The sequence below is a fragment of the Mycolicibacterium gilvum genome, from assembly GCF_900454025.1.
Taxonomy (GTDB): Bacteria; Actinomycetota; Actinomycetes; order Mycobacteriales; family Mycobacteriaceae; genus Mycobacterium; species Mycobacterium gilvum.
Genome location: NZ_UGQM01000001.1, coordinates 6,027,183 through 6,049,679 on the forward strand (window position 1 = coordinate 6,027,183; position 22,497 = coordinate 6,049,679).

The following is a 22,497-nucleotide window of genomic DNA, read 5'->3' on the forward strand; positions in this document are numbered from 1 at the left end:
AGTACAGCGAATATCAGATCACCCGGCCGACCGGCGGAGGCCAATCGAACTAGTTCGCTGCACCCGTGACCTCGAGCGGAGTCATCACACGCGTGCAGGAAACGGCTGACACGTGTGGTGGGCGACCATCGCCGACCCCGGTGGGCCGAGCGTGTTCTTGTGCCGGATCTGGCGGCGATAGAACAACTGACACAGCTGCTCGTCGTGCCGACCGCCGTCTGCCAGCACGAACTGCTCCAGCGCCGCATCACCTTCCTGCCACGTCGCCGGTCGATGGCCGAGCACCGGGACGAGGTCATCGAGATCGGAGTTGGTGAACTCCACGCCGACTTCGTCTTCCCGCTGCACGTGGCGGGCGAGGCGGAACGCGCCGCGTAACCGGTACCGGATGTACTCGTCGTCGGTGTCGATTCCGCGCAGCATCCCGACGAGTTGATCGTGCGCAGTAGCGGCCCGTGTCACCGTCGCCGCGGGGAGCTCCGGCGGTTCGAGCTCGAGGCCGAGGCGCTCCCCCAGCGCCTCGATGGCGTGCAAGTTCGTCTCGCTGCACCAGTGCAGGTTGGTCATGTAGTCCGACTCGGGCAGCGGATCGTTCAGCGAGTTCCGGAAGGCGAGTTCGTTGGTAAGGGTAAAGGCGATGTGGTGCAACTGAATTGCGTCCATGTCGACGGGGAAGCCGCCGGCCCGCTCGTATTCCTGATACAGCTTCTCGAAATCTCCGAAGTGCAGGACGGTGTCCCGCATCCTCGGCGCGGCCAGGTCCATCATCGGGTCGCCGATGTGACCGGCCTCGACGTCGAGGATCGCCCGCAGCTGTCCGTCCTTCTGGTGCAACTGACCCGAGTCCCACACGATGGCCGACTCACGCCCCTTGGTGTCCAAAGGATTTCGCTTCAGCCAACCCAGGACGAACTCCAGCAGCGGGTTGGGTGCATTCTTGCCTGCCCGCCACACGGCCTCGAAGCGGCCGATGCCGTAGCTCCCGATCCCGGCCGGAGTCGCGGCCCGCTGGATACCTGCTTCGAGGAACGGCTTCAGCGGCAGGCGGTGAAGCCTCGCGAGCTGCCCCATGTAGTCGCGCATCAGGAGGTCGCGCTGATCGGTGGTGAGGCCCTCGAATCCGGGTTGGCCGTCGACGCGGTCCATCACGTAGGCGGGCAGCTCATCGATCCATCCGTACACCGTCGGGACCGGAATGCCCTGCTCGGACATCACCCGCTGCAGTGACATCTCGTGACGCAACGGGAACTGCATGGGTATCCCGGCGCCGCGCTCACCACGAATGACCAACGGCAATTCCTCGCCGTCGCGCTCCGCATCGACCAACCAGGCGTAGCGCCATCGCGCCTGACGCGTGACGGTTAGGACGCGCGCACCCATGTGCTGGGTGATCCAACTCGAGATGGCGGCTTCATCGCTCGACGTCTGACGACGGGCCTGCGCTGCAGCGGATCCCGCGCTGGCGGCGATCCTCGTCGACGACGTCCCGTGTCGCCGGCGGTTACCGGGGTCGACCGGCATCAGAATTCAATCCTGATGCGCTCAGAGGATGGCCGGGCTTGGCATCCCAGCACAATGCCGTCCGCGATGTCGTCATCGTCGAGCACGCCGTGGGTATCCATCTCGACCTTCCCGTCGATCAGAACGCATTGGCATGTGCCGCAATCACCTTCACGGCAGGAGTAGCGCGCTTCGATCCCCTGGTCGACGAGCAGGTCGATCAAGGTGTCATTCGGTGCCCATGTCAGCGTGTGGGTCGAACCGTTCAGCTCGACGACCACCTCGGCGGTCAGCTGCTCATCGGCAGAATCGCCGATTTGATCGACACTCACCGGCCTGCCGACGAACGGATCCCCGGACAGTGAAACAAAGTTCTCAATGTGGATCCGGGTGCGTGGTGTTCCCAGACTTTCGATCGCACTGCGCGCGCTCTTCATGAATGGTGCTGGGCCGCAGATGAAAACCTCATGGTCCACGAAAGGTGCGAGGAGCGGTGTCAGGGTCGCGTCATTGGGCAGGCCCTGCACACTCTCCAGCCAATGGATGACTGTCAGCCGGTCAGAATGCTCCGCAACGAGTTCGCGCAGCGCCGCGGCGAAGATGATGGTATCAGCGCCCCTGTTAGCGTAGATGAGCACCACTCGCCCGCGCCCCTGGGCCAACACGGACTTGGTGATGGACAACATGGGGGTGATGCCGCTGCCGCCGGCAAGCAGCAGTAGATCCTTGTCCAAGTCGTCGGGATGGAAAATGCCGGCCGGAGGCAAGCATTCGAACTCATCACCTGGACGGACGTTGTCGCACAACCAATTCGAGGCATACCCCGCAGCGGTACGCTTCACCGTCACAGCCAGCCGCTTGTCGGTTGCCGGCGAGCTGCACAAAGAATAGCAACGGGCGACGAACCCCGTCCGCTCGCTCGGCACTCGCAACGTCAGGAACTGGCCAGGCCGGTAACCGACATCGCAACCATTGGGTGGGTCGAACACGACGGTGACAGCGTCGGCGGTCTCGGCGACGACGTCGGCCACTGTGAGTGTCAAATTCGGAACTGGCACTGGGTGTTTGAGCTTAGTCAGTGGGCGCCGGATGGCGCGAGTTTCGCCTCAGCAGGCTCCGCGTCGGGATAAAAGCCACGCGCCCAACGGCGCAATTGCCGGAACCCTGCGGCTTCGGATGCGGTCAGGCCCGGCGGATCCATGTAGACCTGACTGTCCCAAATCGCGATGTCGTCCGGCAACGCGGCTTGCGCAACCGTCAGGCGCTCGTCGTAATTGCCGTTGGCCTCGTCAATCCAGTACGTGGAGAATATGTCTGATGTCTCGTCGTCGACGGGAGTGGCGCAGATGGCGATGACGCGAAAGCCCTCGCGGGTGTGCTCGCCGTTGAACGATATGCCGAGGCCCGACCAGTAGATCTCCAAGGTGTTGGTCGTCTCGCCCGGCTGGTCGACGCCCTCACTCCACCGTCGGCCGAAACCCACCTTCGCCGACCACGTCACGTCGTCGGTATCCTCCCGTAGCACGACCGGACTGATCGGGGTCTTGTGCACGAACCGGAAGTGATGCGGATCGACGGCGTTCTCGGCGATGACTTGCGGATGCACGTGGATTCCGGCGAATTTGAGCCGGGCTTCCGGGCCGACTGGGAAGTAGTCCCGATCGTGAATGTGTTCCCCGAGCACCCGCAGTCCGTCGGGCACCTCCCACATCGGAGCGCGCCCGGCGGCGTCGTGCCATACGTAGATGGACTCGTTGAGTTCGGTGACCGGCCAGGACCGAACCTTACGACCTCGATTGGGCCGGTTCTCGTAGGGAATCCGCACGTTGCGGCCCTCCCCGTTCCACACCCAGCCATGGAACGGACACTGGATACCGTCCTCGACGACGCAGCCACCCTTGGACAGGTTGGCGCCGAGATGCTGGCAGTGGGCATTGAGTACGTGCACCGCCCCCTGCAGGTCTCGAAAGGCGACGAGTTCGACGCCGAAGTAGCGCAATGGGATGACGTCGCCCTCGGCCAGGTCGGCACTCCACGCGACCTGGAACCACCCGGTCGGCTGCATGCTGGGTAGACCATTCACGATTACTCCTTCATCGATTGGGATACGCCATCGAACTATTTCTCAACCCTAGCGGGAATGGCGTTCCCAGGCAATGATGATGCTACGTTGGGAAATGTATTCCCAGGAAATGGAGCCGCCCCATGAGCGACGACGGTCACCAGGCGGAACGGGATGCGATCCTGCGGGCGGCATACCGGTTGATCAGTCATGGCTCGACCACCGGAACGACGTCGATCGAGAACATCCTTCGAGCCGCCGGGGTGAACCGGCGGATCTTCTACCGGCACTTCGCCTCCAAGGACGACCTGATCATCGCGATGCAGGAGTGGGCCGGCGACCTGATCTTGGCTGACCTGCGCAAAGCGGTCGCTGCCGCCGACACGCCAGCAGCGGCAATCACCGCCTGGATCGAGGACTATCTGAGCATCGGCTGGCAGGAGGCACGATTCCGCGATGCCTTGGCGTTCATGTCCACGGAGGTCACGGGAGCGCCGGGTATCGCAGCGGCATTGGAGGCGACGTACGCGCGGCACCGCGAGCCGCTGGCCGCGGCGTTGGCCGCCGGCCTGGCCGACGGCAGCCTGCCCAACGCGCGCCCCGAACTCGATTCGTTCGCCATCCACGCGGTCGCCGTACGTCACCTCGAAGCCCGCATCCGCGGGCGGCTCGACACCGATTTCGACGAGGTGCGCAACCAGGTCGTCGAGCTGATCCTGACGGGGCTGTCCGCCCCTGCGGTGCAGCCGCCACCGATTAATGTGGGGTCCTAGCGAGAATGGCGTTCCCAGAAATGCCCCGATTATTGGGAAAGCCATTCTCGAGACAGGCCGGAAGCCCGGTCGACGGCCGATGCACAGCGATCGTCGATGCCGACCACTCGACGAGAAGATGCCGATGTACGGTTTCGAGGGCCCGGCCGAGACGTTTCAAGAGCGCGGTTTCCCACTCAACCGCTCGTGCGATTGCCGAATGGACACCGTCACCGTGCAACTCAGGTCCTGCCGCAACTACTCAATCCATCGCACCAAACGCCTTGAGCCACATGTGCTTGACACCCAACCTCCCAGAAAGGCATGACTTTCAATGACGATCACAGGTGCCGATCTCGAGCACTTCATCCGGCGCTGGTATGAATTGTGCAACGACCAGGACAAGCAGGGCTGGCTGCAGCACTGGAAGCACGCCGCGCCAGGCGAACCGACGCTCGAGGACCCGGTCGGAACACCGGTCAAACGGGGCTGGGAACTGGCCGCCGAACTGTGGGATCGCACCGGGCCGAATCACCCGGCCGTTCGCATCGAGCAGATCATCCTCGGCGGATCCGAGGCCGTCGTCGTGTGCCACAACGAAGGCACCTACCAGGGCGAGGCACTCGTCATCCCCAGCGTCGATGTGTGGCGAGTCAACGCCGACGGCACCAGCTCCGTGCGCAGCTTCTGGGAGATCCCCGACCACATCCCCTACGGAAAGTGGACCGCGAAAACCGGCAGCGCACCGGCCAGCTGATCCAAGGATCCGGTCATGGAGGAGATCTGTCGCGAGTGCGGTTTCGATCAGTCCGAGACGCTACCGTCGGACGTCGCCACGGAGTTGTCACCGATGTCCCAGGCGATCGGCGCCAGCGTCCTTGCCATCTCTGGTGATGAGCTTCGGCGCAGACCGGCAGCCACGGTATGGTCCCCGCTCGAGTACCTGGGGCACCTACGGGAGTCGATGGCGTTCCACCGCTGGCTCATCGAGTGTGCGCTGTCCGAAAACAATCCGCTGATACCAGCGGTGGACCCGGACGAGTCAGTCGCCCAGTCCGCCTACAACGACGCCGATCCGCATGAACTGCTCGCGCAGTTCGAGCGACGGATCCAACGGCTCGCCGATGCGCTAATTGCTATGGACGACGATTCCGCCGACCACCCGGTGACGCTCGACGGTCGGGAGATCTCAGTTGCGCTCGTCGCGCGCAGCGCCTGGCATGAATGCCATCATCACCTCGGTGACATTCGACGCCTGGGAGGTCTTGACCCGTAGAGCTTCTGGGATTTGCCCGTCAGCGAGGGCCCGGTGTGGCGTCGCCGAGTTGGTCCGACTCGGGGGATTCGGGGTCGCTGGCGGCGGCCGCGCCTCGTTTGTCGGCGGGGTCGATATCCTTGAGCGACTTCTCGTCGGCGATCGGCTGGCTCGTATCGAAGCCTGACATGTGGTGCTCCTTCGGTGTCCGAATGAGCCGGCGCGAGGCTGGACCGGCGTCGTCTACGGTTCCACGGTTACCCACACCGGTCGGTGCTTAGACGGCTGATCCCGACGCGCCGAGAACCGCCATCGCCGTAATCATTTCGGCGACCACCGCGATCATTTCGTCGCGGTCGACGGCAACGGTCTGCCGATTCACCGTGTGCCAGGCCCGGTCGAGCAAGCCCATCACCGCAACGCCGATGACGTCCGGTGAGTGGGCGCCGGCCCTGGAGATAGCCTGTCCCAACTTCCACGACGCGCGAGTCACCATGCGATTGCGCGAGTTTCGAAACGCATCGTCGTCAGGGGCGGAGTGCGCCGACGCCAGCACGAACGCACCGTGATGATCCATGTAGTCGAAGTAGTGGCCCACCCACACCCGAATGTCGGCGGGACTGAACGGCGCCTCCGCCTCCGCCCATTCGGCGATGACAGCCAGGACGTCGTGATACGCCGTCTGGCCGAGGACGTTGAAGATCTCGCGCTTGTCCTTGAAGTACGTGTAGAAGCCCGCGCGCGAGATACCGCAAGCCTCGGTGATTGCGTTGATGGGCGTGCCGGCATATCCGCGCTCGAGAAAAAGTCGACGGCTTGCCTTCAGGATTGCCGCGCGGGTCCGCTCACCGCGGGTGGCGTCCTGTGGCGACGCGTCAGGAGCACTTGAGGCGACCGTCATGTGGCGACGCTATATGACAACATCGTCAAGCGCAATAACTGCACTTGAAGACAGCTATCCAACTTCTTCAGGGCAATACTTGACACAATCGTCAAGTTGCGCCAGGCTCATACGCAAGCCCGATGTAGAGCAGCGAGAGGCACAACGATGACCCAGTTCACCGACGCACCGATCTTCGACGCCGATCAGCACATGTACGAGACCCCGGATGCACTGCTGAAGTTCCTGCCGGAGAAGTACAAGAAATCCGTGCAGTTCGTCCAGATAGGCCGGCATACCCGGATCGCGATCTTGAACAAGATCACCGATTACATGCCGAACCCGACCTTCGAGCGGGTCGCTGCGCCCGGTGCGCACGAAAAGTTCTACTCCGGCCAGAACCCTGAGGGATTGACGATGCGCGAGATGTCCGGCCGGGGCATCGACTGCCCGCCAGGGGCGCGCAACCCCGAGGACCGCATCGCCGAACTCAACGGCCAAGGCGTCGAAGCGTGTATCAACTACCCCACCCTGGCCAACCTGGTCGAACACTCCTCGGCCGAGGACCCTGAACTGACCGCGGCGATCATCCATTCACTGAATCAGTGGATGCACGAGCACTGGGGGTTCAACCACGAGAACCGGATCTACTCGACACCGGTGATCAACCTGGGCATCGTCGAGGAGGGCCGCCGCGAACTCGAATACATTCTCGAGAACGGCGCCAAGGTCGCGTTGATCAAGCCCGCACCGGTCAAGGGGTACAAGGGTTGGCGCTCCCCCGCGCTGCCGGAGTTCGACCCGTTCTGGCGCGACGTCGAGGCGGCCGGGCTGCCGATCGTGCTGCATGCCAGCCAACCCCCACTGCAGGAGTACATCGAGAAGTGGGAACCCGCCGACACCAGCAGCGCCTTCGAGATGTCGGCGTTCAAGTGGACCGCGCTGGGCCACCGCGAGATCGCTGACATGCTGACCAGCCTGATCTGCCACGGCACGCTCACCCGGTTCCCGAAGCTGCGCATCGCCAGCGTGGAGAACGGAAGTGCTTGGATCAAGCCGCTGTTCGATGATCTGGAGATGACCTACAAGAAGATGCCGCAGAACTTCGAAGAGCATCCGCACGAGGTGTTCCGCCGTAACTGCTGGGTCAGCCCGTTCTGGGAGGGCTCGGTCGCCGACGTCGTCGAGACCGTCGGATGGGACAAGGTCATGTTCGGCTCGGACTGGCCCCACCCCGAAGGCCTCGCCACCCCCAAGGGCTACTTCAAGTACGCCGAAGGCATGGACGTTCGCCGCACTTACGACTTCATGGGTGACAACGCCCGCCGCTTCATGGGACTCCCGCTGGCCAACCCCGATCCGGAGGCGGTCAAGCCCCCCGCGCTGGCGAACGCATGAATCAGTGATCAACTTCTGCCGCGGAATAGCTTGTAGCCCAATACAAGCTATTCCGCGGTTGGTTTGACGACCTCAGTCCGACGTACTCCACTGGGTGACCGACGAAGTGAATCCGTTGCCGAGTTTGGCAAGAATCCACGGCGGCAGACGTTTGGGCATCGGTAGCGGGACCGGTCGGGCCCCACGCTCCTGGAGGAGCGCTTCGTAGGCGGATGTGTCACCGCCGAACGGCTGGCCCTCGCCGGCGATGAACCCGTACAGCTCGCAGCCCTGCGGGCCGGCCTCCCACGGGCCGAAAACGTCACCCCACTCCAGCATGATGTGCGTGCCGGCGCGGGCGACGATGTCGCCACAACGAATCTCACCGGCCAGGATGAAGTTGCTGTGATCGCCGGTGTGGCCGTGCTGCGAGGAGATTGCACCCGGATCCCACTTGTTCCAGAACGCGAAGTAGCGCGGTGTCAGCTCGATCCACTTCTCCCAGATCGACGCCGTGTGACCATCCGCGAACTCGTAGCGCAGCATCTCCTCAGCCGGTACGTCGTCGAGGTGCTTGATCGACGGTCCACCTCTCACGAACACTTCCTTTCTCTGAGCGGACTACAGATGAGCTTCACCGAGATGTTGAGTTGATCGACATGCCCACGTCCGGGAGAACCTCGCCAATTACAAGGTGCCGCGCACGATCACAGTGCTCGACGCACTCCCCCGCAGTAGCACCGGCAAGATCGTCCGTCGCGAGCTCCAATCGCTCGTCGAGCGGGCCTGCGACACCCCTAGGTCGGTAGGTCACCTATTCCTCGGCCAACCAGAACCGCCGTTGCCCGGCAGATCTCCGAGGTGGGCGGCGGCGGGACAGGACAACCCTCGGTGTCCTCGATGTCGAAGAACCGGGATTCCGCGCAATTCCCAGTGCCGGCAGCAGTTGGTCAGCCGGCGGGTCGCCTCAGTCGCTGGCCGGTAGCGGCTTGGCCTCCTTGAGTGCCAGCGCGGTGGCACCGACACTCAGAGTCCCCGCCCCCGCCTTCGTGACGAGGACTTCGGCATCGGTCGCGTCGACGTAGCGCTTACCCATCGCATTGCCGTCGGCGAACGCCGGATCCAGCTGCGCGTCCGCGGGCCGATCGGCGTCCAGCGGCAGCATCGGCAAGCCACCGCAGCGCAGGTCGTCGAGGCTCTCGGCCGCCTTGACGACGATCACCTGCGTGTCGCACACCTGACTCTGCAGGCGGGTTCCATTCTTGATCATGTTACGTTCCTTTACTTTTCAACGTTCGCGTCGCGAAGATCCGCAACGATCTCGCGACGAAGCAGCTTGCCGGTGGCGTTGGTCGGCAGCTCGTCACGGAAGACGACCCGGTCGGGAGTGCGCGAACCCCGCAGGAACTTCCGTACGTGCTCGCGCAGTTCGTCGGGATCGGGGTCGATGCCCGTGGCAGGCACCACGACGGCGACGATAGCCTGCCCCCAATTCGGATCTTCTACCCCGACGACGGCCACTGCGTGCACGTCGGGGTGCTCGATGAGCACGTCCTCCAACTCGGCAGGCGCGATGTTCTCGCCGCCGCGAATGATCGTGTCGTCGGAGCGCCCGCTGATGAACAGATACCCGGCTTCGTCGAGCGTGGCGATGTCCCTCGTCGGGAACCAGCCCTCGTCGTCCAAGACGGACCCGAGCCCGGTGTACTTTCCAGAGACCTGCTCACCGCGCACGAACAGTTCGCCCGACTCCCCCGCTCCGAGCACCTTGCCGTGCTCGTCACGGATCTGCACCTCGATGCCGGGCACCGGCTGGCCCACCGAACCGAGCCGCTTCGCGATCGTCTCGTCGGGGTTGCCGTGCGCGTCGCGATGGTCGTCAGGCGTCAACACCGCAATGGTCGAACTGGTCTCGGTCAGGCCATAGGCGTTGACGAAACCGACGTTCGGCAACAGGTCGAGCGCCTTGCGCACCAACGGGAGTCCGACCTTCGAGCCGCCGTAGGCCAGGTTGCGCAACGTCGGCAGGTCGGTCGGCTCCTGCTCCAGCGCGGTCACGATGCGGTCCAGCATGGTCGGCACCACGGTGGCGGTGGTCACCCGCTCGTCGGCGACGAGGCGCACCCATTCGCGGGCGTCGAAGTTCGGCAGGTACACCATCTTGCGGCCGGCGTACAGATTCGACATCGCCGCGTTGACGCCGGCGATGTGGTACGGCGGCACGCAGATCAGCGCCGCGTCGTCGGGATCGGCCGAACCGAACTCGACGGTGCCGGTGATATAGCTGGTGAGGTTGGTGTGCGACAGCTCGACCGCCTTCGGCTTCGACGTCGTGCCCGAGGTGAACAGCACGATCGCCACGGCGTCGGGGTCGGCGAACTCCGCTGCCGGTTCCGCGGTGCGCGCCGCCTCGAGGAACTCCTCGGACTCGATCACGCGGTCAGCGGCATCGCCGACGGCGTCGCGATAGCGCTTGTCGACGATCACCAGCGGATCGGGTAGTCGTTCGATCAACTCCTGGACACCGTCGGTGCTCAACCGGTAATTGAGCGGGGTGTACGCGCGTGCGGCGCGCGCCGAAGCGAAGATCAGCAGCGGCTGCATCGCGCCGCCCAGGCCGACGTACACCACGTGCTCGGCGCCCGACGCCGCGATCACCCCCGCACCGCCATCGGCCAGCGCGCTGAGTTCTCCGATCGTCAGTCGGGTGTTCCCGTCCACCAACGCAGCCCGACCGGGGTCGCCCGAGACCGCCATCTCCAACAACAACGAAATGCTCAACGCCCTGCCTTCACTACTCCGAGTACGGCGATCCTAGACCCCGATCACAGAATCAGCTATATAGTTATAGGCTTACAGGCATCCAAGTCAACGCGCACTCCTGCCGACGGTGGGAACGACATGACGCCTGCCGAAAGGAACGCAATGACCAGCACGCCCGAGATCGCCATCATCGGCGTCGGACTCCACCCCTTCGGACGGTACGAGGACCGGTCGGCGCTGGAAATGGGTGCCGTGGCGATCAGCCGGGCGTTGCGCGACGCCGGCGTCCCGTGGTCGGACGTAGGCAGCCTGTATGCGGGCAGCCTCGAGGTGGCGAACCCGGAGGCCGTGACCGGGCTGGCGGGGATGACCGGAATCCCGGCACGGGCGACGCTGAGCGGCTGCGCTACGGGCAACTCGCTGCTGACCCTGGCCGCCCGTGACGTTCAGCTCGGCGAGGCCGACATCGCCGTCGGCGTCGGGCTCGACAAGCACCCGCGCGGCGCGTTCGGAGCCGACCCGTCGGTCTCGGGATTGCCGCAGTGGTACGGCGATCAGGGCATGTTCCTCACGACGCACTACTTCGGCACCAAGATCATGCGGTACATGCACGACCACGGCATCAGCGAGGAGACACTGGCCCGCGTCGCGGCCAAGAACATGGAGAACGGCGAACTCGCGCCGCATGCCTGGCGCCGCAAGCCCATGAGTATCGACGCGATTCTGAGCTCTCCCGTTGTGAACGCGCCGCTGCGTCAGTACATGTACTGCAATCCCAACGAAGGGGCCGCCGCCGTGGTGGTGTGCCGTGCCGACAAGGCCAAGCAGTACACCGATACCCCGATCTACCTGCGCTCGACCGCGCTTCGGAGTCGACGCGAGGGCGCCTACGAACTGCTGCGGACGTCGATCGAACTGCCGATCAGGCCCGGCACCACGGCCGAGGCCGCGCAGGCCGCCTACGAATTGGCCGGCATCGGCCCCGACGACGTCGACGTCGCACAGTTGCAGGACACCGACTCCGGGTCGGAGGTCATCCACATGGCCGAGACCGGGCTCTGCAAGGACGGTGAGCAGGAGGCACTGCTCGCCGACGGGGCCACCAAGATCGGCGGGCGGCTGCCGATCAACACCGATGGTGGACTCATCGCCAATGGTGAACCGGTTGGGGCCTCGGGACTGCGCCAGGTCTACGAGCTCGTGCAGCAGCTGCGCGGTACCGCCGGTGACCGCCAGGTACCCAATGATCCGCGGGTCGGGCTCGCTCAGCTGTACGGGGCGCCCGGAACCGCCGCCGTCGCCATCCTCTCCAAGTAATCGACGAAGGGGTTCACAGCAGATGACCGACACTCAGGCCGACTCGCGTCCCCGCGCCGAGGTGCATCTCGACCACCACTCGGCTGAGTTTCGCGAGGATCCGCACGGCACCTTCCGCAAGATGCGCGAATCAGGTTGTCCTGTAGCGCATTCCGACCACTACGAGGGCTTCTGGGCGCTGGTCGACTACGCGTCGGTGTTCGAAGCCGCCCGCGACGACGCCCTCTTCAACTCCTTCCCGTCAGTCGGCGTGCCGGCCAGCGAGATGCCTCTACCGATCCTGCCGATCGAGTCAGACCCGCCTGAGACCCAGGAGCTGCGCGAGGTCACTCTGCGGCGGTTCTCGCCGGGTTCGGCGGAGCGGTTTCGCGAGAGCGCCATCGAGATGACCAACGAGGCCATCGACGCGTTCATCGAGCGCGGCGAATGCGACCTCGTCGGCGAGCTCACCACACCACTACCGGCGCGACTCATCCTGCGGCTGCTGAAGTTCGACGAGTCGCGGCACATGGATTGGGTGCGTTGGGTGCACAGCACCGTGCACGACCGCGCCCACGACCCGGAGAAGGCCGGGATCGCCGGCATGGAGATGTTCGGTGAAATCGTCAAGCACATGGAGGAGCGCCGGGCGGAGGGGCTGGGCGACGACCTGTTCAGCGACATCCTGCGTGGCACGCTGAACGGCAAGCCGCTCGACGACGGGCAGATCACCATGTACACGGTGCTGATGATGCTCGGGGGCATGGACACCACCAGCGGGTTCACCGGCAACGTGCTTGCCCGCCTGTGCCGCGACACCGACCTGCGCCAGCAGTTCATCGATGATCCGGGCCTGATCAAGAAGGGCACCGACGAGCTGCTGCGGCTGTATACGCCGACCCTCGGCCTCGCGCGCACGGTGTCTCGCGACGCCGAGTTCCACGGTCAGCCACTTTGTCAGGGCGACCGCGCGATCCTGATGTGGGCCGCGGCCAACCGAGACCCGGCCGTGTTCGAGGATCCCGACAAACTGGACCTGTCGCGCCCGAATGCCAAGAAGCAGATGGCATTCGGGGTCGGCATGCACCGCTGCCTCGGGTCCCATTACGCCAAGATGATGTTCGAGGTGATGATGACCCAGATCCTGAAGCGACTGCCCGACTTCGAACTGGCGGCGGAACCCGAACTCTTCGAAGACGCAGGTGAGGTGTACGCCGTGCGTAAGCTGCGGGTCAGGTTCACGCCGGGCAAGCGGTTGGGCTGACAACAGCGTGTCCGCGTGTTCGGCTTGACTATTCGGCTGTCGTGATCGGCAACGACGAACAGCTGAAGCTGGGGTCGCTCAATTGGTTAAATGTTTAGATTGTGTGGGCAGAACGGGAGGTGCTCAGTGACTGCTGGCACCATCGCCGGGCTGCTCGACGAGTGCGCCGCCGACAGGCCGCAACGTCCGCTGCTACGTGACGTAGAGGGCCACAGTTTGACGGTGTCAGACGTCGCCGCATTGACGTCGGCCGCAGCGCAATGGCTGTGGGATGCCGGTATACGGCCCGGCATGACGGTTGCCTGGCAGATGCCGGCAACCGTCAATGCGGCAATTGTGATGCTGGGTCTGGCTCGGATGCCCGTCGTCCAGGCGCCGGTGCTCCACCTCTACCGGCTACGAGAGGTCCGTTCGGCTGTGGAGGTCGCGAACGCCGACATCCTGCTGGTCGACGAGTCGACGGCGAGCGATGCGCCGCAAATGCCGACCGTCACGGTGCCACCCGACCTCCTCGCCAGGCTCGAAACCGTGACCGCGACAGCGCACCCGGAGTTCGACGGGCCAGCCCCGACCGACCCGCGCTGGGTGTACTTCACCTCCGGCACCACCGGTCGCCCGAAAGGCGTGCGCCACACTGACGCCACGTTGCTCAGCGCCGCCCGCGGGTACGTCTCCCACCTCGGGGTAGGCAGCCATCCGAAGGAACTCGGCACGATCGCGTTCCCCATCGCGCACGTGGGCGGCATGGTCTACCTCGCCTGCGCGCTGCTCGGCGATTTCCCTGTGCTGCTTGTCCCGAAGGTCACCGCCGAGAATCTGCCCCGGCTGATCGCGGAGCACGAGGTGACGGTCACCGGTGCCAGCACGGCGTTCTATCAGATGCTGAACACGGCCCAAATGAGTGCCCCCACAGCAGATTTGCTGATGCCCTCGCTGCGGATGCTGATCGGCGGAGGCGCCGCATGCCCGCCGGAGGTGCATCGCCAGGTGCGTGAACACCTGCGCGTGCCAGTCGTGCACGCCTACGGCATGACCGAGGCACCGATGATCTGTGTCAGCGAATTCACCGACAGCGAAGAACAACTCGCCAACAGCGCGGGCCGTCCGATCCCTGGATCGGAGGTGCGGATCAGTGCCGGCGGCGAGATCGAACTGCGCGGCGAGAACCTGACCCCGGGATACACCGATCGTGAGCAGTGGCAGCACGCGCGCACCGAGGACGGGTGGTTCCGCAGCGGCGACCGAGGCCACCTACGTCCCGACGGGCGCATCGTGGTCACCGGCCGGACCAAGGACCTGATCATCCGGAAGGGTGAGAACGTCGCGCCGGACGAGCTGGAGAACGAGCTGCTGGCCCATCCCCTCGTTGACGAGATCGCCGTGCTCGGCCAGCCCGACGAGCTGCGCGGTGAATTGGTGTGTGCGGTGGTGCGACGTTCGCCCCGCCACCGCGACGTCACCCTCGACGAGCTGTGCACATTCCTCGATGAGCGTGGACTCATGAAGCAGAAGTGGCCTGAGCGGCTCGTCGTCGTGGACGAATTCCCGCTGACGGGGCTCGGCAAGGTCGCCAAGTCCGAGTTGGCCCGTCAGATCGCAGGAGGAAGCTCATGACGGCCTTGGCGCCCGACGAACGTCAGGAACTCGCGCAGTCTGTGCGCTCCGCCTGTGAGCGGATCGCGCCAGAGGAACGGGTCCGGGCCGTCGCCTACGGAGAGGGCGATCCCGCCTCCGGTTTCGACACCGCCCTCTGGGACGTGCTGTGCAACCAGGTCGGGGTGGCAGCCATCGCGCTGCCCGAGCACCTCGGTGGCGCCGGCTACGGCGCGTCCGCGCTGGGCGTGGTCGCCCATGAACTCGGCCGGGCACTGGCGCCGGTGCCGTTCCTCGGCTCCACGGTGCTGGCGACCGGCCTGCTACTCGACCTGGCCGACCGCTACCCCGATGCCGAGAAGCGGCTGGCGCAGCTCATCGAAGGCCGGCGCACCGCGGCCGCAGCCCTCACCGGCGACGGCGGATTGTGGCGCCGATCCGCGGTGACGCTGCGCGCCAGGCGTCGCGGCGACGACTGGAGCGTCGACGGCACCGTGCGCCACGTCTTGGGCGGCACCGCCGCCGATGACCTCGTGGTGGTCGCCGCAGCAGACGACGGCGAGCCTGCGGTGTTCCTGCTCGACCCGAAGATCGACAGCGTCGACGTGGAAGCCGAACGAGTGCTCGACGGGACCCGGCCGATGGCCACCATCACCCTGACCGGGGCGGCCGCGATGCGCCTGTCTGGCGACGGCCCCGTCGACGACCTCGTCCAGCGCAACGTCGACGTCGCACTGGCAGTGCTGTCGGCCGAACAGGTCGGCGCCTGCGAACGGGTCCTCGAACTTGCCACCGCCTATGCCCGCACGCGCGAACAATTCGGCCGTCCCATCGGCAGCTTCCAGGCCATCAAGCACAAGTGTGCGGACATGCTCGTTGATCTGGAGTGGGCACGGTCGGCGTCGCACGCCGCGCTTCAGGCGTTCGACTCTGAGGATGCTGCGATCGCCGGCGAGGCGCAGTGGCGCGCCAGCATGGCGAAGGCGGTGTGCTCGGAATCGCTGCGAAATGCCGTGCGCGCCAATGTGCAGATCCACGGGGGCATTGGTTTCACGTGGGAAGACTCGGCGCATCTCTATTTTCGGCGGGCCCGAACCGACGAGGTGATTTTCGGTGCACCCGCCCAACACTGGGACCGGTTAGCAAACCTGACCAAGCTCAACTGAGTTTGCCCTAGGCGCCAACTACTGGGTCTGCTTGCCCGCGTCACAGGTGGGTGACTAGACTCACATTAAATAACTAAATGTTTTTCTGTTTCTGCTCACAGCCCGAAGCCCCTGAGGAGGCCCCAGTGCCGTTGCAGCCCTGGATGGAGTTGATCTCGGTTGATGATCACCTGATCGAACATCCGAAGGTGTGGAGCGACCGGCTCCCGACGAAGTACTTGGACGTTGGTCCGAAGATCATCGAGTGGGAGCGCCCCGATAACGGGCAGATGTGTCAGGTCTGGGAGTACGAGGGCCGGATCTACCCTTATATCGGGCTCAACGCGGTGGCGGGCAAGAAGCCTGAGGAGTACGGCGTCGAACCGGTGCGCTACGACGACATGATTCCCGGCTGCTATGACCCCAAGGCGCGGGTCGCCGACATGGACATCGACGGCGTGCAGGCGATGACCTGCTTCCCGTCCTTCCCGCGGTTCGCCGGTGCGGTGTTCGCTGAGGGTGAGGACAAGGAACTGGCCCGGCTGTGTTCGGCTGCGTGGAACGACTTTCACCTCGACGAATGGGCCGCCACGGCGCCCGACCGGTTCATCCCGGTGGCCATGTTGCCGTTCTGGGACGTCGAGGCCAGTGTGGCCGAGATCCATCGCGTCGCGGCCAAGGGCGCCAAGTGCGTGACCTTTCCCGACCTGCCCGACAAGCTGGGATTGCCGTCGGTGCATTCCGATCACTGGGATCCGCTGCTCTCGGCGATGGAGGACACCGGTCTGGTGCTGGCTCAGCACTTCGGTTCCGGTGGTTTCCCGCCGCCGATCGCTCCGGATGCCCCGTTCGCGGTGTTCGTGACGCTGATGGGCACCATGTCGATGACCGCGTTGACCGACTGGTTGTTCAGCCACACGCTCTACCGGCATCCCAAGCTGAAGATCGGCTTGAGTGAGGGCGGCGTCGGTTGGATTCCCTACATCTTGGAGCGCGCCGACAGTGTGTGGCGCAAGCACCGCTTCTACAACAACGTCAACCAGGACCATCCGCCGAGCTACCTGTGGAAGAAGCACTTTCACGGTTGTTTTATCGAGGACGACTTCGGCATGGCGGTCCGCGACCACATCGGGGTCGACCAGATCACCTGGGAATGTGACTACCCGCACTCGGATTCGTACTGGCCGCAGAGCCGTGACCGGGCCGCCCAGGCGCTCAAGGACGTTCCCGACGACGAAGCCCACAAGATCGTCGAACTCAATGCCCGCGCGTTCTACAACTTCCCGCGGGCGGCGTGACTCCCGCCGGCGACGACGTGGAGCGGGTCGAACAGCTCGCCCGCTCGGACTGGACCGACCAGGATTTGCTCACCAAGGACGAGGCGCGCGAGCGCCTCGTCGAAGAGATCGGGCGCACCCGGGCCCGGCTCGACGAAGTGCGGTCCGCCGCGGGCGACCATGCGTCAGCCGATACGGAACTGACGCTGCTGGAGCGCCGGCTCAACGCCATGGAGTCAGTCCGAGACGAATACAACGACTATCGCGCGGGGAAATGATCCCAACACGTCCCGCGCCAAGGAGCAGTGGTGGCGGCCTCCCCTGATCTCATCGAGGACATCGACGCCCTACGCATGAAGTTTCGTGCGTTCCTCGACAGCGCGCCCAAACCGGCCGGGTTGAGGAACTACGGACCCACGCCCACCGCGGCCGACGTCGAGCCGGGCCGTGCGTGGCACCGCTATCTGGCCGATCACGGCTACACGTGTCTGCATTGGCCGGTCGAATTCGGCGGCGCCGCAGCCACCGTGGCCTACCAGGCTGCCTTCGCCGAGGAGTGCGCCCGAGCGGGAGTGCCCCGTCAGCTGAACATCACGGGCGTAGATCTGGTCGGCCCGGTGTTGATCAAGTTCGGCACCCCAGACCAGAAGGAGCGTTACCTCGAACCGATTCGGCTCGGTGACGCCGTCTGGACACAGCTGTTCTCCGAACCGGGCGCGGGATCGGATCTGGCCGGCGTGCGGACACGAGCCGAGCGCACCGCCGACGGGTGGCGGATCGACGGCCAGAAGGTGTGGAGTTCGGCGGCGGCATCGGCCGACTACGGGCTCCTGCTGGCCCGCACCGGCCCCGACAAGCACCGCGACTTGTCGATGTTCATTGTCCCGATGGATGCCCCGGGAGTCTCGGTGCGGCCGTTGGTCCAGATGGATGGCGAGAGCAAGTTCAACGAGGTTTTCTTCGACGGTGCCGATCTCAGCGACGATGCACTGATAGGTGAGGTCGGACAAGGCTGGGCCGTGGCGATGGTGACGTTGGGCCGCGAACGCCTGACACTGGGAACCCAAGCCGTGGCGATGTTCCAGCTGCATGAGCGGATGGTCAACGCCGCGCGTGACCATGACCTCCTCGACCCGGTGCTGTCGCGGTCCATGACCCGGTTGTGGACCCGGATGTGGCTCTTGCGCTACACCTGGCAACGTGCGATCGATTCAGGCGATCTCACGTCGTCTGCATTCTCCGTGCTCAAGTTGATGACCTCGGAGACTGATCAGGACCTTGGCGACGTGGCCACCGAGGTGCTCGGCACCGACGCGTGCGTCGACCCAGCCGACTCCGGTGAGGCGGCCGATCTCGTGCACCACATGCTTGTGGGGCGGGCGCAGACGATTCTCGGTGGCACCAGCGAGATTCAGCGCAACATCCTGGGTGAGCGGGTGCTGGGGCTCCCGAAGGAGCCCCGATGAGCGCCTGCGCGAAGAGCAGATCACCACGGTGACAGCGCCTTTGACCGCAGCCGCCCTGTCGGGTGCGCTGCGGCAGGCGGTCCGTCCGGGAACGACCGTGGCCCTCGGCGACGGCGTCGGTGCACTGTCCTGTCTCGACGACGGCTCATCGATGGGCACGGCACTCAGCGGTGTAGCGCGCGAGGTGGGTTCGGTGCGACTCGTGCTCGGCTGGCTGCCCGGCCCGGTCGCCGGCCTCGAGGCCGACGCATTCGGCGAGGTGGCCGCCTTGATGCCCGGGTGGGGCGTCCGTGACCTACTACGAACCCCGACAGCGCGTTTCATACCCACCCGACTCTCGGCCATCGGCGCTCTACTCGCCGGGGTCCTGCGGCCCGACCTGCTCATCACGCGGGTCGTCGAACGCGGTGGCGAACTGCATTTCGCTACCGAAGTGTCCTGGCAGCGTGAACTCGTTCAGGCCGGAGTGCCGGTACTGGGGATCGTCGACGGCGCGGCGCCGATGGCCAGCGCTCTGCCTGCGCTGGACCCCGCTCAAGTGACGGTGGTCGGGCGCAGCGCCGACGGTCCGATGCGATTGGCGCCCAAGGCGCCCGAAGCGGTGCACGACGCTCTCGCCGACTCCGTGCTGCGGTTCGTCCCGGAGGGAGCCCGGCTGCAGTACGGGCCAGGCCAACTGGGCACGGCGCTGTTGAACCGCGCAGCAGTGCCGCTGCAGATCGACACCGGGCTGCTCACCGACGCCGTCGTCGGCCTCGAACGGCGCGGACTGTTGGCCGCGATGCCGTCCGCGACGTATCTGATGGGCAGCGACGTCTTGTACGACTGGGCGGACGGCAAGCCCATCCTGCGCGGCATCGAGTACACCCATGACTTCGTCCGACTTGCCTCTGGCGCACCGTTCGTCGCCGTCAACACCGCCATCGAGCTCGACCCGTACGGCCAGATCAACGTCGAAGGCGTCGGCGAGAAAGTCGTCGGCGGAATCGGTGGACACCCGGACTACTGCGCCGCAGGCGCAATCAGCCGCGGCGGGTTGTCCATCATCGCCGTGCCGTCTTCGACGAACGGCCGCTCACCCCTGGTGGAGCGACTGAGCCGTCCGGCGTCGACCCCCGCCCACGACGTCGACGTGATCGTCACCGAATCCGGTCACGCCGACCTGCGGGGCGCCGACTGGTCGCGGCGACGGCACCTGATCACCGAATTGTTCTCGAAATGAAGGAGTTAACGAGCGATGCCTGAAGGCCCTCTGACCGGCAAGGTCGTGCTCGTCACCGGAGGCGGACGCGGCATCGGCCGCGGCCATTGCCTCGAGCTGGCCCGCCAAGGCGCGGCCGTCGTCGTGAACGACCCCGGTGTTGGCCGGGACGGCTCCAGCGGTGACGGAGCAGGTCCCGCTGCAGACGTCGTCGGTGAGATCGAATCGGCGGGCGGCAAGGCGATCGCGCATACCGGTTCGGTGTCCTCGTGGGACGACGTGGCCGACATGGTGTCCACCGCCGTCGACACGTTCGGGTCCCTGACTGGTGTGGTCAACAATGCCGGCATCCTGCGCGACTCCATGGTCGCCGCGTCCACCGAGGCCGACTGGGACAGCGTCATCGCTGTGCATCTCAAGGGCACGTTCGCGGTCACCCGGCGTGCCTGTGAATACTGGCGGGCGCAATTCAAGGCGGGCAACCTGATCGACGCGCACATCGTCAACACGGTGTCGGGCGCGGGCTTGTGGGGCAATGTCGGGCAGAGCGCCTACGGCGCGGCGAAGGCCGCCATCGCCAACCTGACCATCGTCACCGCGATGGAAGCTCAGCGTTACGGCGTTGCGGTCAACGCGATCTCGCCGCTGGCGATGTCACGGATGACCCAGGAGGTGTTCGGCAGCCGCGCTGACGACCCCGCGCTGGATCCCGCTCGCAGCTCGCCGGTGGTCGCCTGGCTCCAGTCCGCGCAGTCATCGTGGCTCACCGGCCAGATCCTGCGCATCAACGGTGACAAGCTCACCCGAATCCACGGCTTCACCGAGGCACCCGGCGCCTACCACGCCAAAGACGGTAATTCCCTTGCATTCTCCGAGATCGGTCAGGCCGTCAGCTGGCTCTACGGCACCTCGCCGCGGGGACTGGCCGGGCCGCTACCCGCTGACTAGTGTTGCGCAGACCCCGTCTCCATCGACGGTAAGCAAGCGCGGCCGGAGTCGATGGCGTGACGCCGTTGCGCGGACCTCCTGTCAGGCAATGACAGCAGGTTCTCGGACCGGTTGATCGTCGAGTTTCGCGTGACGTCCGTACGGCGCAGGCTCGCGTTCCGGAATCCACAGCGCCAACACGATTGCGCTCACCACGGTCGCCGCAGCCAGAACGAGCAATGATCAATACCTGTGGATGAGGCCCGAGGAGGCGGCCTGAAAGTGGGCGCACCTTCCCGAGGATGATCATCACGGAATCAGGTATTCGATCAAGACCGGCGTTGGCGCGCTGGTTGGGAAGGTACGCCCATGCTCACCGTAGTTCACGATGCCGAGGAGGCCAACGGCGGCGAGGCCGGCCGGTCGTTGTTGGACGAGATCGTCGGCGACGGAGCCCGGCAGATGTTGGCCGCTGCACTGCAGGCCGAGGTCGCCGCGTACGTAGCCGCATTCGCTGATCAGCTCGACGAGAACGGTCACCGACTGGTGGTCGGCAACGGCTATCACCAGCCGCGTGAGGTGTTGACCGCGGCCGGTGCCGTGCAGGTGAAGGCGCCGCGGGTCAACGATCGCCGTGTCGACCCCGATTCTGGTGAGCGGCAGCGGTTTTCCTCGGCGATCCTGCCGGCCTGGGCACGCAAGTCTCCGCAGATGAGTGAGGTGCTGCCGCTGCTGTATCTGCACGGCCTATCAACCAGCGACTTCGGGCCCGCACTCGAGCAGTTCCTCGGCTCGGGTGCCGGGTTGTCGGCCACCACGATCACCCGTCTGACCGCGCAGTGGCAAGACGAAGCCCGTACGTTCGCTGCCCGGGACCTGTCCGGCAGCGACTACGTCTACCTGTGGGTCGACGGCATTCACCTCAAGGTCTGCCTGGACCAGGAGAAGCTGTGCCTGCTGGTGATGCTCGGCGTGCGCGCTGACGGCCGCAAAGAGCTCGTGGCGATCACCGACGGCTATCGGGAGTCATGCGAGTCGTGGGCGGATCTGCTGCGCGACTGCAAACGCCGCGGCATGACCGCCCCAGTGCTGGCCGTCGGCGATGGCGCGCTCGGGTTCTGGAAGGCGGTGCGGGAGGTATTCCCGTCGACCAAGGAGCAGCGCTGCTGGTTCCACAAGCAGGCCAACGTCCTGGCCGGGCTGCCGAAGTCAGCGCATCCGGCCGCGCTGGCGGCCATCAAGGACATCTACAACGCCGAAGACATCGACAAAGCTCAGGTCGCGGTCAAGGCCTTCGCGGTTGCCTTCGGCGCGAAGTACCCGAAAGTGGTCGCCAAGATTGTCGACGACCTCGATGTCCTGCTGGAGTTCTACCACTACCCCGCCGAGCACTGGACCCATCTGCGTACCACGAATCCGATCGAAAGTACCTTCGCCACCGTGCGTTTGATAACGAAGGTCACCAAGGGTCCGGGATCGCGGGCCGCTGGATTGGCCATGGCCTACAAGCTGATCGACGCCGCGCAGGCCCGCTGGCGGGCCGTCAACGCCCCACATCTGGTCGCCCTCGTCCGCGCCGGAGCGGTCTTCCACAAAGGCAAACTGCTCGAACGACCCACCGACATCACCCCACCGACACCACCGTCAGACGGCGATCAGCACACCGAAACGGAGGTCGCCTGAAACACCCCGATCCACAGGTATTGACAATTGCTCCGCCAGAACCAAAGCGGCCTGAC

Annotated in this window: 22 protein-coding genes; 14 read left to right on the top strand and 8 right to left on the bottom strand. The window is 65.3% G+C overall.

What is annotated here, in order from left to right; genetic code table 11:
• Positions 1-84: 84 nt before the first annotated feature.
• Genes DYE23_RS28505 through DYE23_RS28515 form a run of 3 tightly spaced genes read right to left on the bottom strand, consistent with a single transcriptional unit; the run spans position 85 to position 3,583 of the window.
• The gene (locus DYE23_RS28505) at positions 85-1,521 is read right to left on the bottom strand and encodes a phosphotransferase (protein WP_115328760.1); all 1,437 of its coding nucleotides are present in this window, start codon (positions 1,519-1,521) and stop codon (positions 85-87) included.
• A complete protein-coding gene (locus DYE23_RS28510) occupies positions 1,521-2,531 on the bottom strand; it encodes a ferredoxin--NADP reductase (protein WP_272940057.1) in 1,011 nt (336 codons plus the stop codon). The genes DYE23_RS28505 and DYE23_RS28510 overlap by 1 nt, the downstream gene beginning before the upstream one ends.
• Positions 2,532-2,575: 44 nt before the next feature.
• Positions 2,576-3,583 carry a Rieske 2Fe-2S domain-containing protein gene (locus tag DYE23_RS28515; RefSeq protein ID WP_115328762.1) on the bottom strand — a complete coding sequence of 336 codons (1,008 nt, stop codon included), beginning with the start codon at positions 3,581-3,583 and terminating at the stop codon, positions 2,576-2,578.
• Positions 3,584-3,705: 122 nt separating this feature from the next.
• Between DYE23_RS28515 and DYE23_RS28520 the strand changes: the two genes are divergently transcribed.
• The 3 genes from DYE23_RS28520 (at position 3,706) to DYE23_RS28530 (ending at position 5,590) form a co-directional block, all read left to right on the top strand.
• Positions 3,706-4,335 carry a TetR/AcrR family transcriptional regulator gene (locus DYE23_RS28520; RefSeq protein ID WP_115328763.1) on the top strand — a complete coding sequence of 210 codons (630 nt, stop codon included), beginning with the start codon at positions 3,706-3,708 and terminating at the stop codon, positions 4,333-4,335.
• A gap of 313 nt (positions 4,336-4,648) precedes the next feature.
• Positions 4,649-5,071, top strand: coding sequence for a nuclear transport factor 2 family protein (locus tag DYE23_RS28525; protein ID WP_115328764.1), 423 nt, complete (start codon positions 4,649-4,651; stop codon positions 5,069-5,071).
• 93 nt (positions 5,072-5,164) lie between these two features.
• Positions 5,165-5,590, top strand: coding sequence for a DinB family protein (locus tag DYE23_RS28530; protein WP_235660525.1), 426 nt, complete (start codon positions 5,165-5,167; stop codon positions 5,588-5,590).
• A gap of 19 nt (positions 5,591-5,609) precedes the next feature.
• Here the strand turns inward: DYE23_RS28530 and DYE23_RS31000 are convergent, their stop codons facing one another.
• The gene (locus DYE23_RS31000; RefSeq protein WP_172527863.1) at positions 5,610-5,759 is read right to left on the bottom strand and encodes a hypothetical protein; all 150 of its coding nucleotides are present in this window, start codon (positions 5,757-5,759) and stop codon (positions 5,610-5,612) included.
• 87 nt (positions 5,760-5,846) lie between these two features.
• Positions 5,847-6,470 (bottom strand): TetR/AcrR family transcriptional regulator, encoded by a 624-nt coding sequence (locus DYE23_RS28535; RefSeq protein ID WP_115328766.1) that lies wholly within the window; start codon positions 6,468-6,470, stop codon positions 5,847-5,849.
• Positions 6,471-6,617: 147 nt separating this feature from the next.
• Here DYE23_RS28535 and DYE23_RS28540 point away from each other — a divergent pair, with 147 nt between their 5' ends.
• Positions 6,618-7,847, top strand: a complete 1,230-nt coding sequence (locus DYE23_RS28540) for an amidohydrolase family protein (RefSeq protein ID WP_115328767.1) — start codon at positions 6,618-6,620, stop codon at positions 7,845-7,847.
• 72 nt (positions 7,848-7,919) lie between these two features.
• On the opposite strand, the gene DYE23_RS28545 is transcribed toward DYE23_RS28540, so the two are convergent.
• The 3 genes from DYE23_RS28545 to DYE23_RS28560 all read right to left on the bottom strand — a co-directional run bounded on the left by DYE23_RS28545 (position 7,920) and on the right by DYE23_RS28560 (position 10,607).
• A complete protein-coding gene (locus DYE23_RS28545; RefSeq protein ID WP_069412701.1) occupies positions 7,920-8,423 on the bottom strand; it encodes a hypothetical protein in 504 nt (167 codons plus the stop codon).
• 370 nt (positions 8,424-8,793) lie between these two features.
• Positions 8,794-9,096 carry a hypothetical protein gene (locus DYE23_RS28555; RefSeq protein WP_069412460.1) on the bottom strand — a complete coding sequence of 101 codons (303 nt, stop codon included), beginning with the start codon at positions 9,094-9,096 and terminating at the stop codon, positions 8,794-8,796.
• 11 nt (positions 9,097-9,107) lie between these two features.
• The gene (locus DYE23_RS28560; protein ID WP_115328769.1) at positions 9,108-10,607 is read right to left on the bottom strand and encodes a class I adenylate-forming enzyme family protein; all 1,500 of its coding nucleotides are present in this window, start codon (positions 10,605-10,607) and stop codon (positions 9,108-9,110) included.
• Positions 10,608-10,751: 144 nt separating this feature from the next.
• Here DYE23_RS28560 and DYE23_RS28565 point away from each other — a divergent pair, with 144 nt between their 5' ends.
• The 10 genes from DYE23_RS28565 (at position 10,752) to DYE23_RS28610 (ending at position 22,441) form a co-directional block, all read left to right on the top strand.
• On the top strand, positions 10,752-11,906 hold the full coding sequence (locus DYE23_RS28565; protein WP_069412462.1) for a thiolase family protein: 1,155 nt from the start codon (positions 10,752-10,754) through the stop codon (positions 11,904-11,906).
• 22 nt (positions 11,907-11,928) lie between these two features.
• The gene (locus DYE23_RS28570; RefSeq protein ID WP_115328770.1) at positions 11,929-13,149 is read left to right on the top strand and encodes a cytochrome P450; all 1,221 of its coding nucleotides are present in this window, start codon (positions 11,929-11,931) and stop codon (positions 13,147-13,149) included.
• Between the two features lie 126 nt (positions 13,150-13,275).
• Positions 13,276-14,763 (top strand): class I adenylate-forming enzyme family protein, encoded by a 1,488-nt coding sequence (locus DYE23_RS28575; RefSeq protein ID WP_115328771.1) that lies wholly within the window; start codon positions 13,276-13,278, stop codon positions 14,761-14,763.
• Positions 14,760-15,908, top strand: a complete 1,149-nt coding sequence (locus DYE23_RS28580; protein ID WP_115328772.1) for an acyl-CoA dehydrogenase family protein — start codon at positions 14,760-14,762, stop codon at positions 15,906-15,908. Before DYE23_RS28575 ends, DYE23_RS28580 begins: the two co-directional genes overlap by 4 nt.
• A gap of 125 nt (positions 15,909-16,033) precedes the next feature.
• Complete coding sequence (locus tag DYE23_RS28585) at positions 16,034-17,185, top strand: amidohydrolase family protein (protein ID WP_197747137.1); 1,152 nt, start codon at positions 16,034-16,036, stop codon at positions 17,183-17,185.
• Positions 17,182-17,442, top strand: a complete 261-nt coding sequence (locus tag DYE23_RS28590; RefSeq protein WP_084293884.1) for a hypothetical protein — start codon at positions 17,182-17,184, stop codon at positions 17,440-17,442. The genes DYE23_RS28585 and DYE23_RS28590 overlap by 4 nt, the downstream gene beginning before the upstream one ends.
• Positions 17,443-17,517: 75 nt before the next feature.
• Entirely contained in the window at positions 17,518-18,630 is a 1,113-nt protein-coding gene (locus tag DYE23_RS28595; RefSeq protein ID WP_115329152.1) for an acyl-CoA dehydrogenase family protein, read from the top strand.
• Positions 18,631-18,685: 55 nt separating this feature from the next.
• Complete coding sequence (locus DYE23_RS28600; protein ID WP_172527959.1) at positions 18,686-19,852, top strand: acetyl-CoA hydrolase/transferase C-terminal domain-containing protein; 1,167 nt, start codon at positions 18,686-18,688, stop codon at positions 19,850-19,852.
• 15 nt (positions 19,853-19,867) lie between these two features.
• Positions 19,868-20,779: an SDR family NAD(P)-dependent oxidoreductase gene (locus DYE23_RS28605; protein WP_115328773.1), complete on the top strand. Its 912-nt coding sequence runs from the start codon at positions 19,868-19,870 to the stop codon at positions 20,777-20,779.
• Between the two features lie 348 nt (positions 20,780-21,127).
• Entirely contained in the window at positions 21,128-22,441 is a 1,314-nt protein-coding gene (locus DYE23_RS28610) for an IS256 family transposase (RefSeq protein ID WP_115328774.1), read from the top strand.
• Positions 22,442-22,497: the final 56 nt, after the last annotated feature.

What these genes read in the sequence shown, in the direction of transcription:
- DYE23_RS28505 (WP_115328760.1), bottom strand. Translation starts at nt 1,521, where the DNA reads ATGCCGGTCGACCCCGGTAACCGCCGGCGACACGGGACGTCGTCGACG.
- DYE23_RS28520 (WP_115328763.1), top strand. Translation starts at nt 3,706, where the DNA reads ATGAGCGACGACGGTCACCAGGCGGAACGGGATGCGATCCTGCGGGCG.
- DYE23_RS28525 (WP_115328764.1), top strand. Translation starts at nt 4,649, where the DNA reads ATGACGATCACAGGTGCCGATCTCGAGCACTTCATCCGGCGCTGGTAT.
- DYE23_RS28530 (WP_235660525.1), top strand. Translation starts at nt 5,165, where the DNA reads ATGTCCCAGGCGATCGGCGCCAGCGTCCTTGCCATCTCTGGTGATGAG.
- DYE23_RS31000 (WP_172527863.1), bottom strand. Translation starts at nt 5,759, where the DNA reads ATGTCAGGCTTCGATACGAGCCAGCCGATCGCCGACGAGAAGTCGCTC.
- DYE23_RS28535 (WP_115328766.1), bottom strand. Translation starts at nt 6,470, where the DNA reads ATGACGGTCGCCTCAAGTGCTCCTGACGCGTCGCCACAGGACGCCACC.
- DYE23_RS28540 (WP_115328767.1), top strand. Translation starts at nt 6,618, where the DNA reads ATGACCCAGTTCACCGACGCACCGATCTTCGACGCCGATCAGCACATG.
- DYE23_RS28555 (WP_069412460.1), bottom strand. Translation starts at nt 9,096, where the DNA reads ATGATCAAGAATGGAACCCGCCTGCAGAGTCAGGTGTGCGACACGCAG.
- DYE23_RS28565 (WP_069412462.1), top strand. Translation starts at nt 10,752, where the DNA reads ATGACCAGCACGCCCGAGATCGCCATCATCGGCGTCGGACTCCACCCC.
- DYE23_RS28570 (WP_115328770.1), top strand. Translation starts at nt 11,929, where the DNA reads ATGACCGACACTCAGGCCGACTCGCGTCCCCGCGCCGAGGTGCATCTC.
- DYE23_RS28580 (WP_115328772.1), top strand. Translation starts at nt 14,760, where the DNA reads ATGACGGCCTTGGCGCCCGACGAACGTCAGGAACTCGCGCAGTCTGTG.
- DYE23_RS28595 (WP_115329152.1), top strand. Translation starts at nt 17,518, where the DNA reads ATGAAGTTTCGTGCGTTCCTCGACAGCGCGCCCAAACCGGCCGGGTTG.
- DYE23_RS28605 (WP_115328773.1), top strand. Translation starts at nt 19,868, where the DNA reads ATGCCTGAAGGCCCTCTGACCGGCAAGGTCGTGCTCGTCACCGGAGGC.
- DYE23_RS28610 (WP_115328774.1), top strand. Translation starts at nt 21,128, where the DNA reads ATGCTCACCGTAGTTCACGATGCCGAGGAGGCCAACGGCGGCGAGGCC.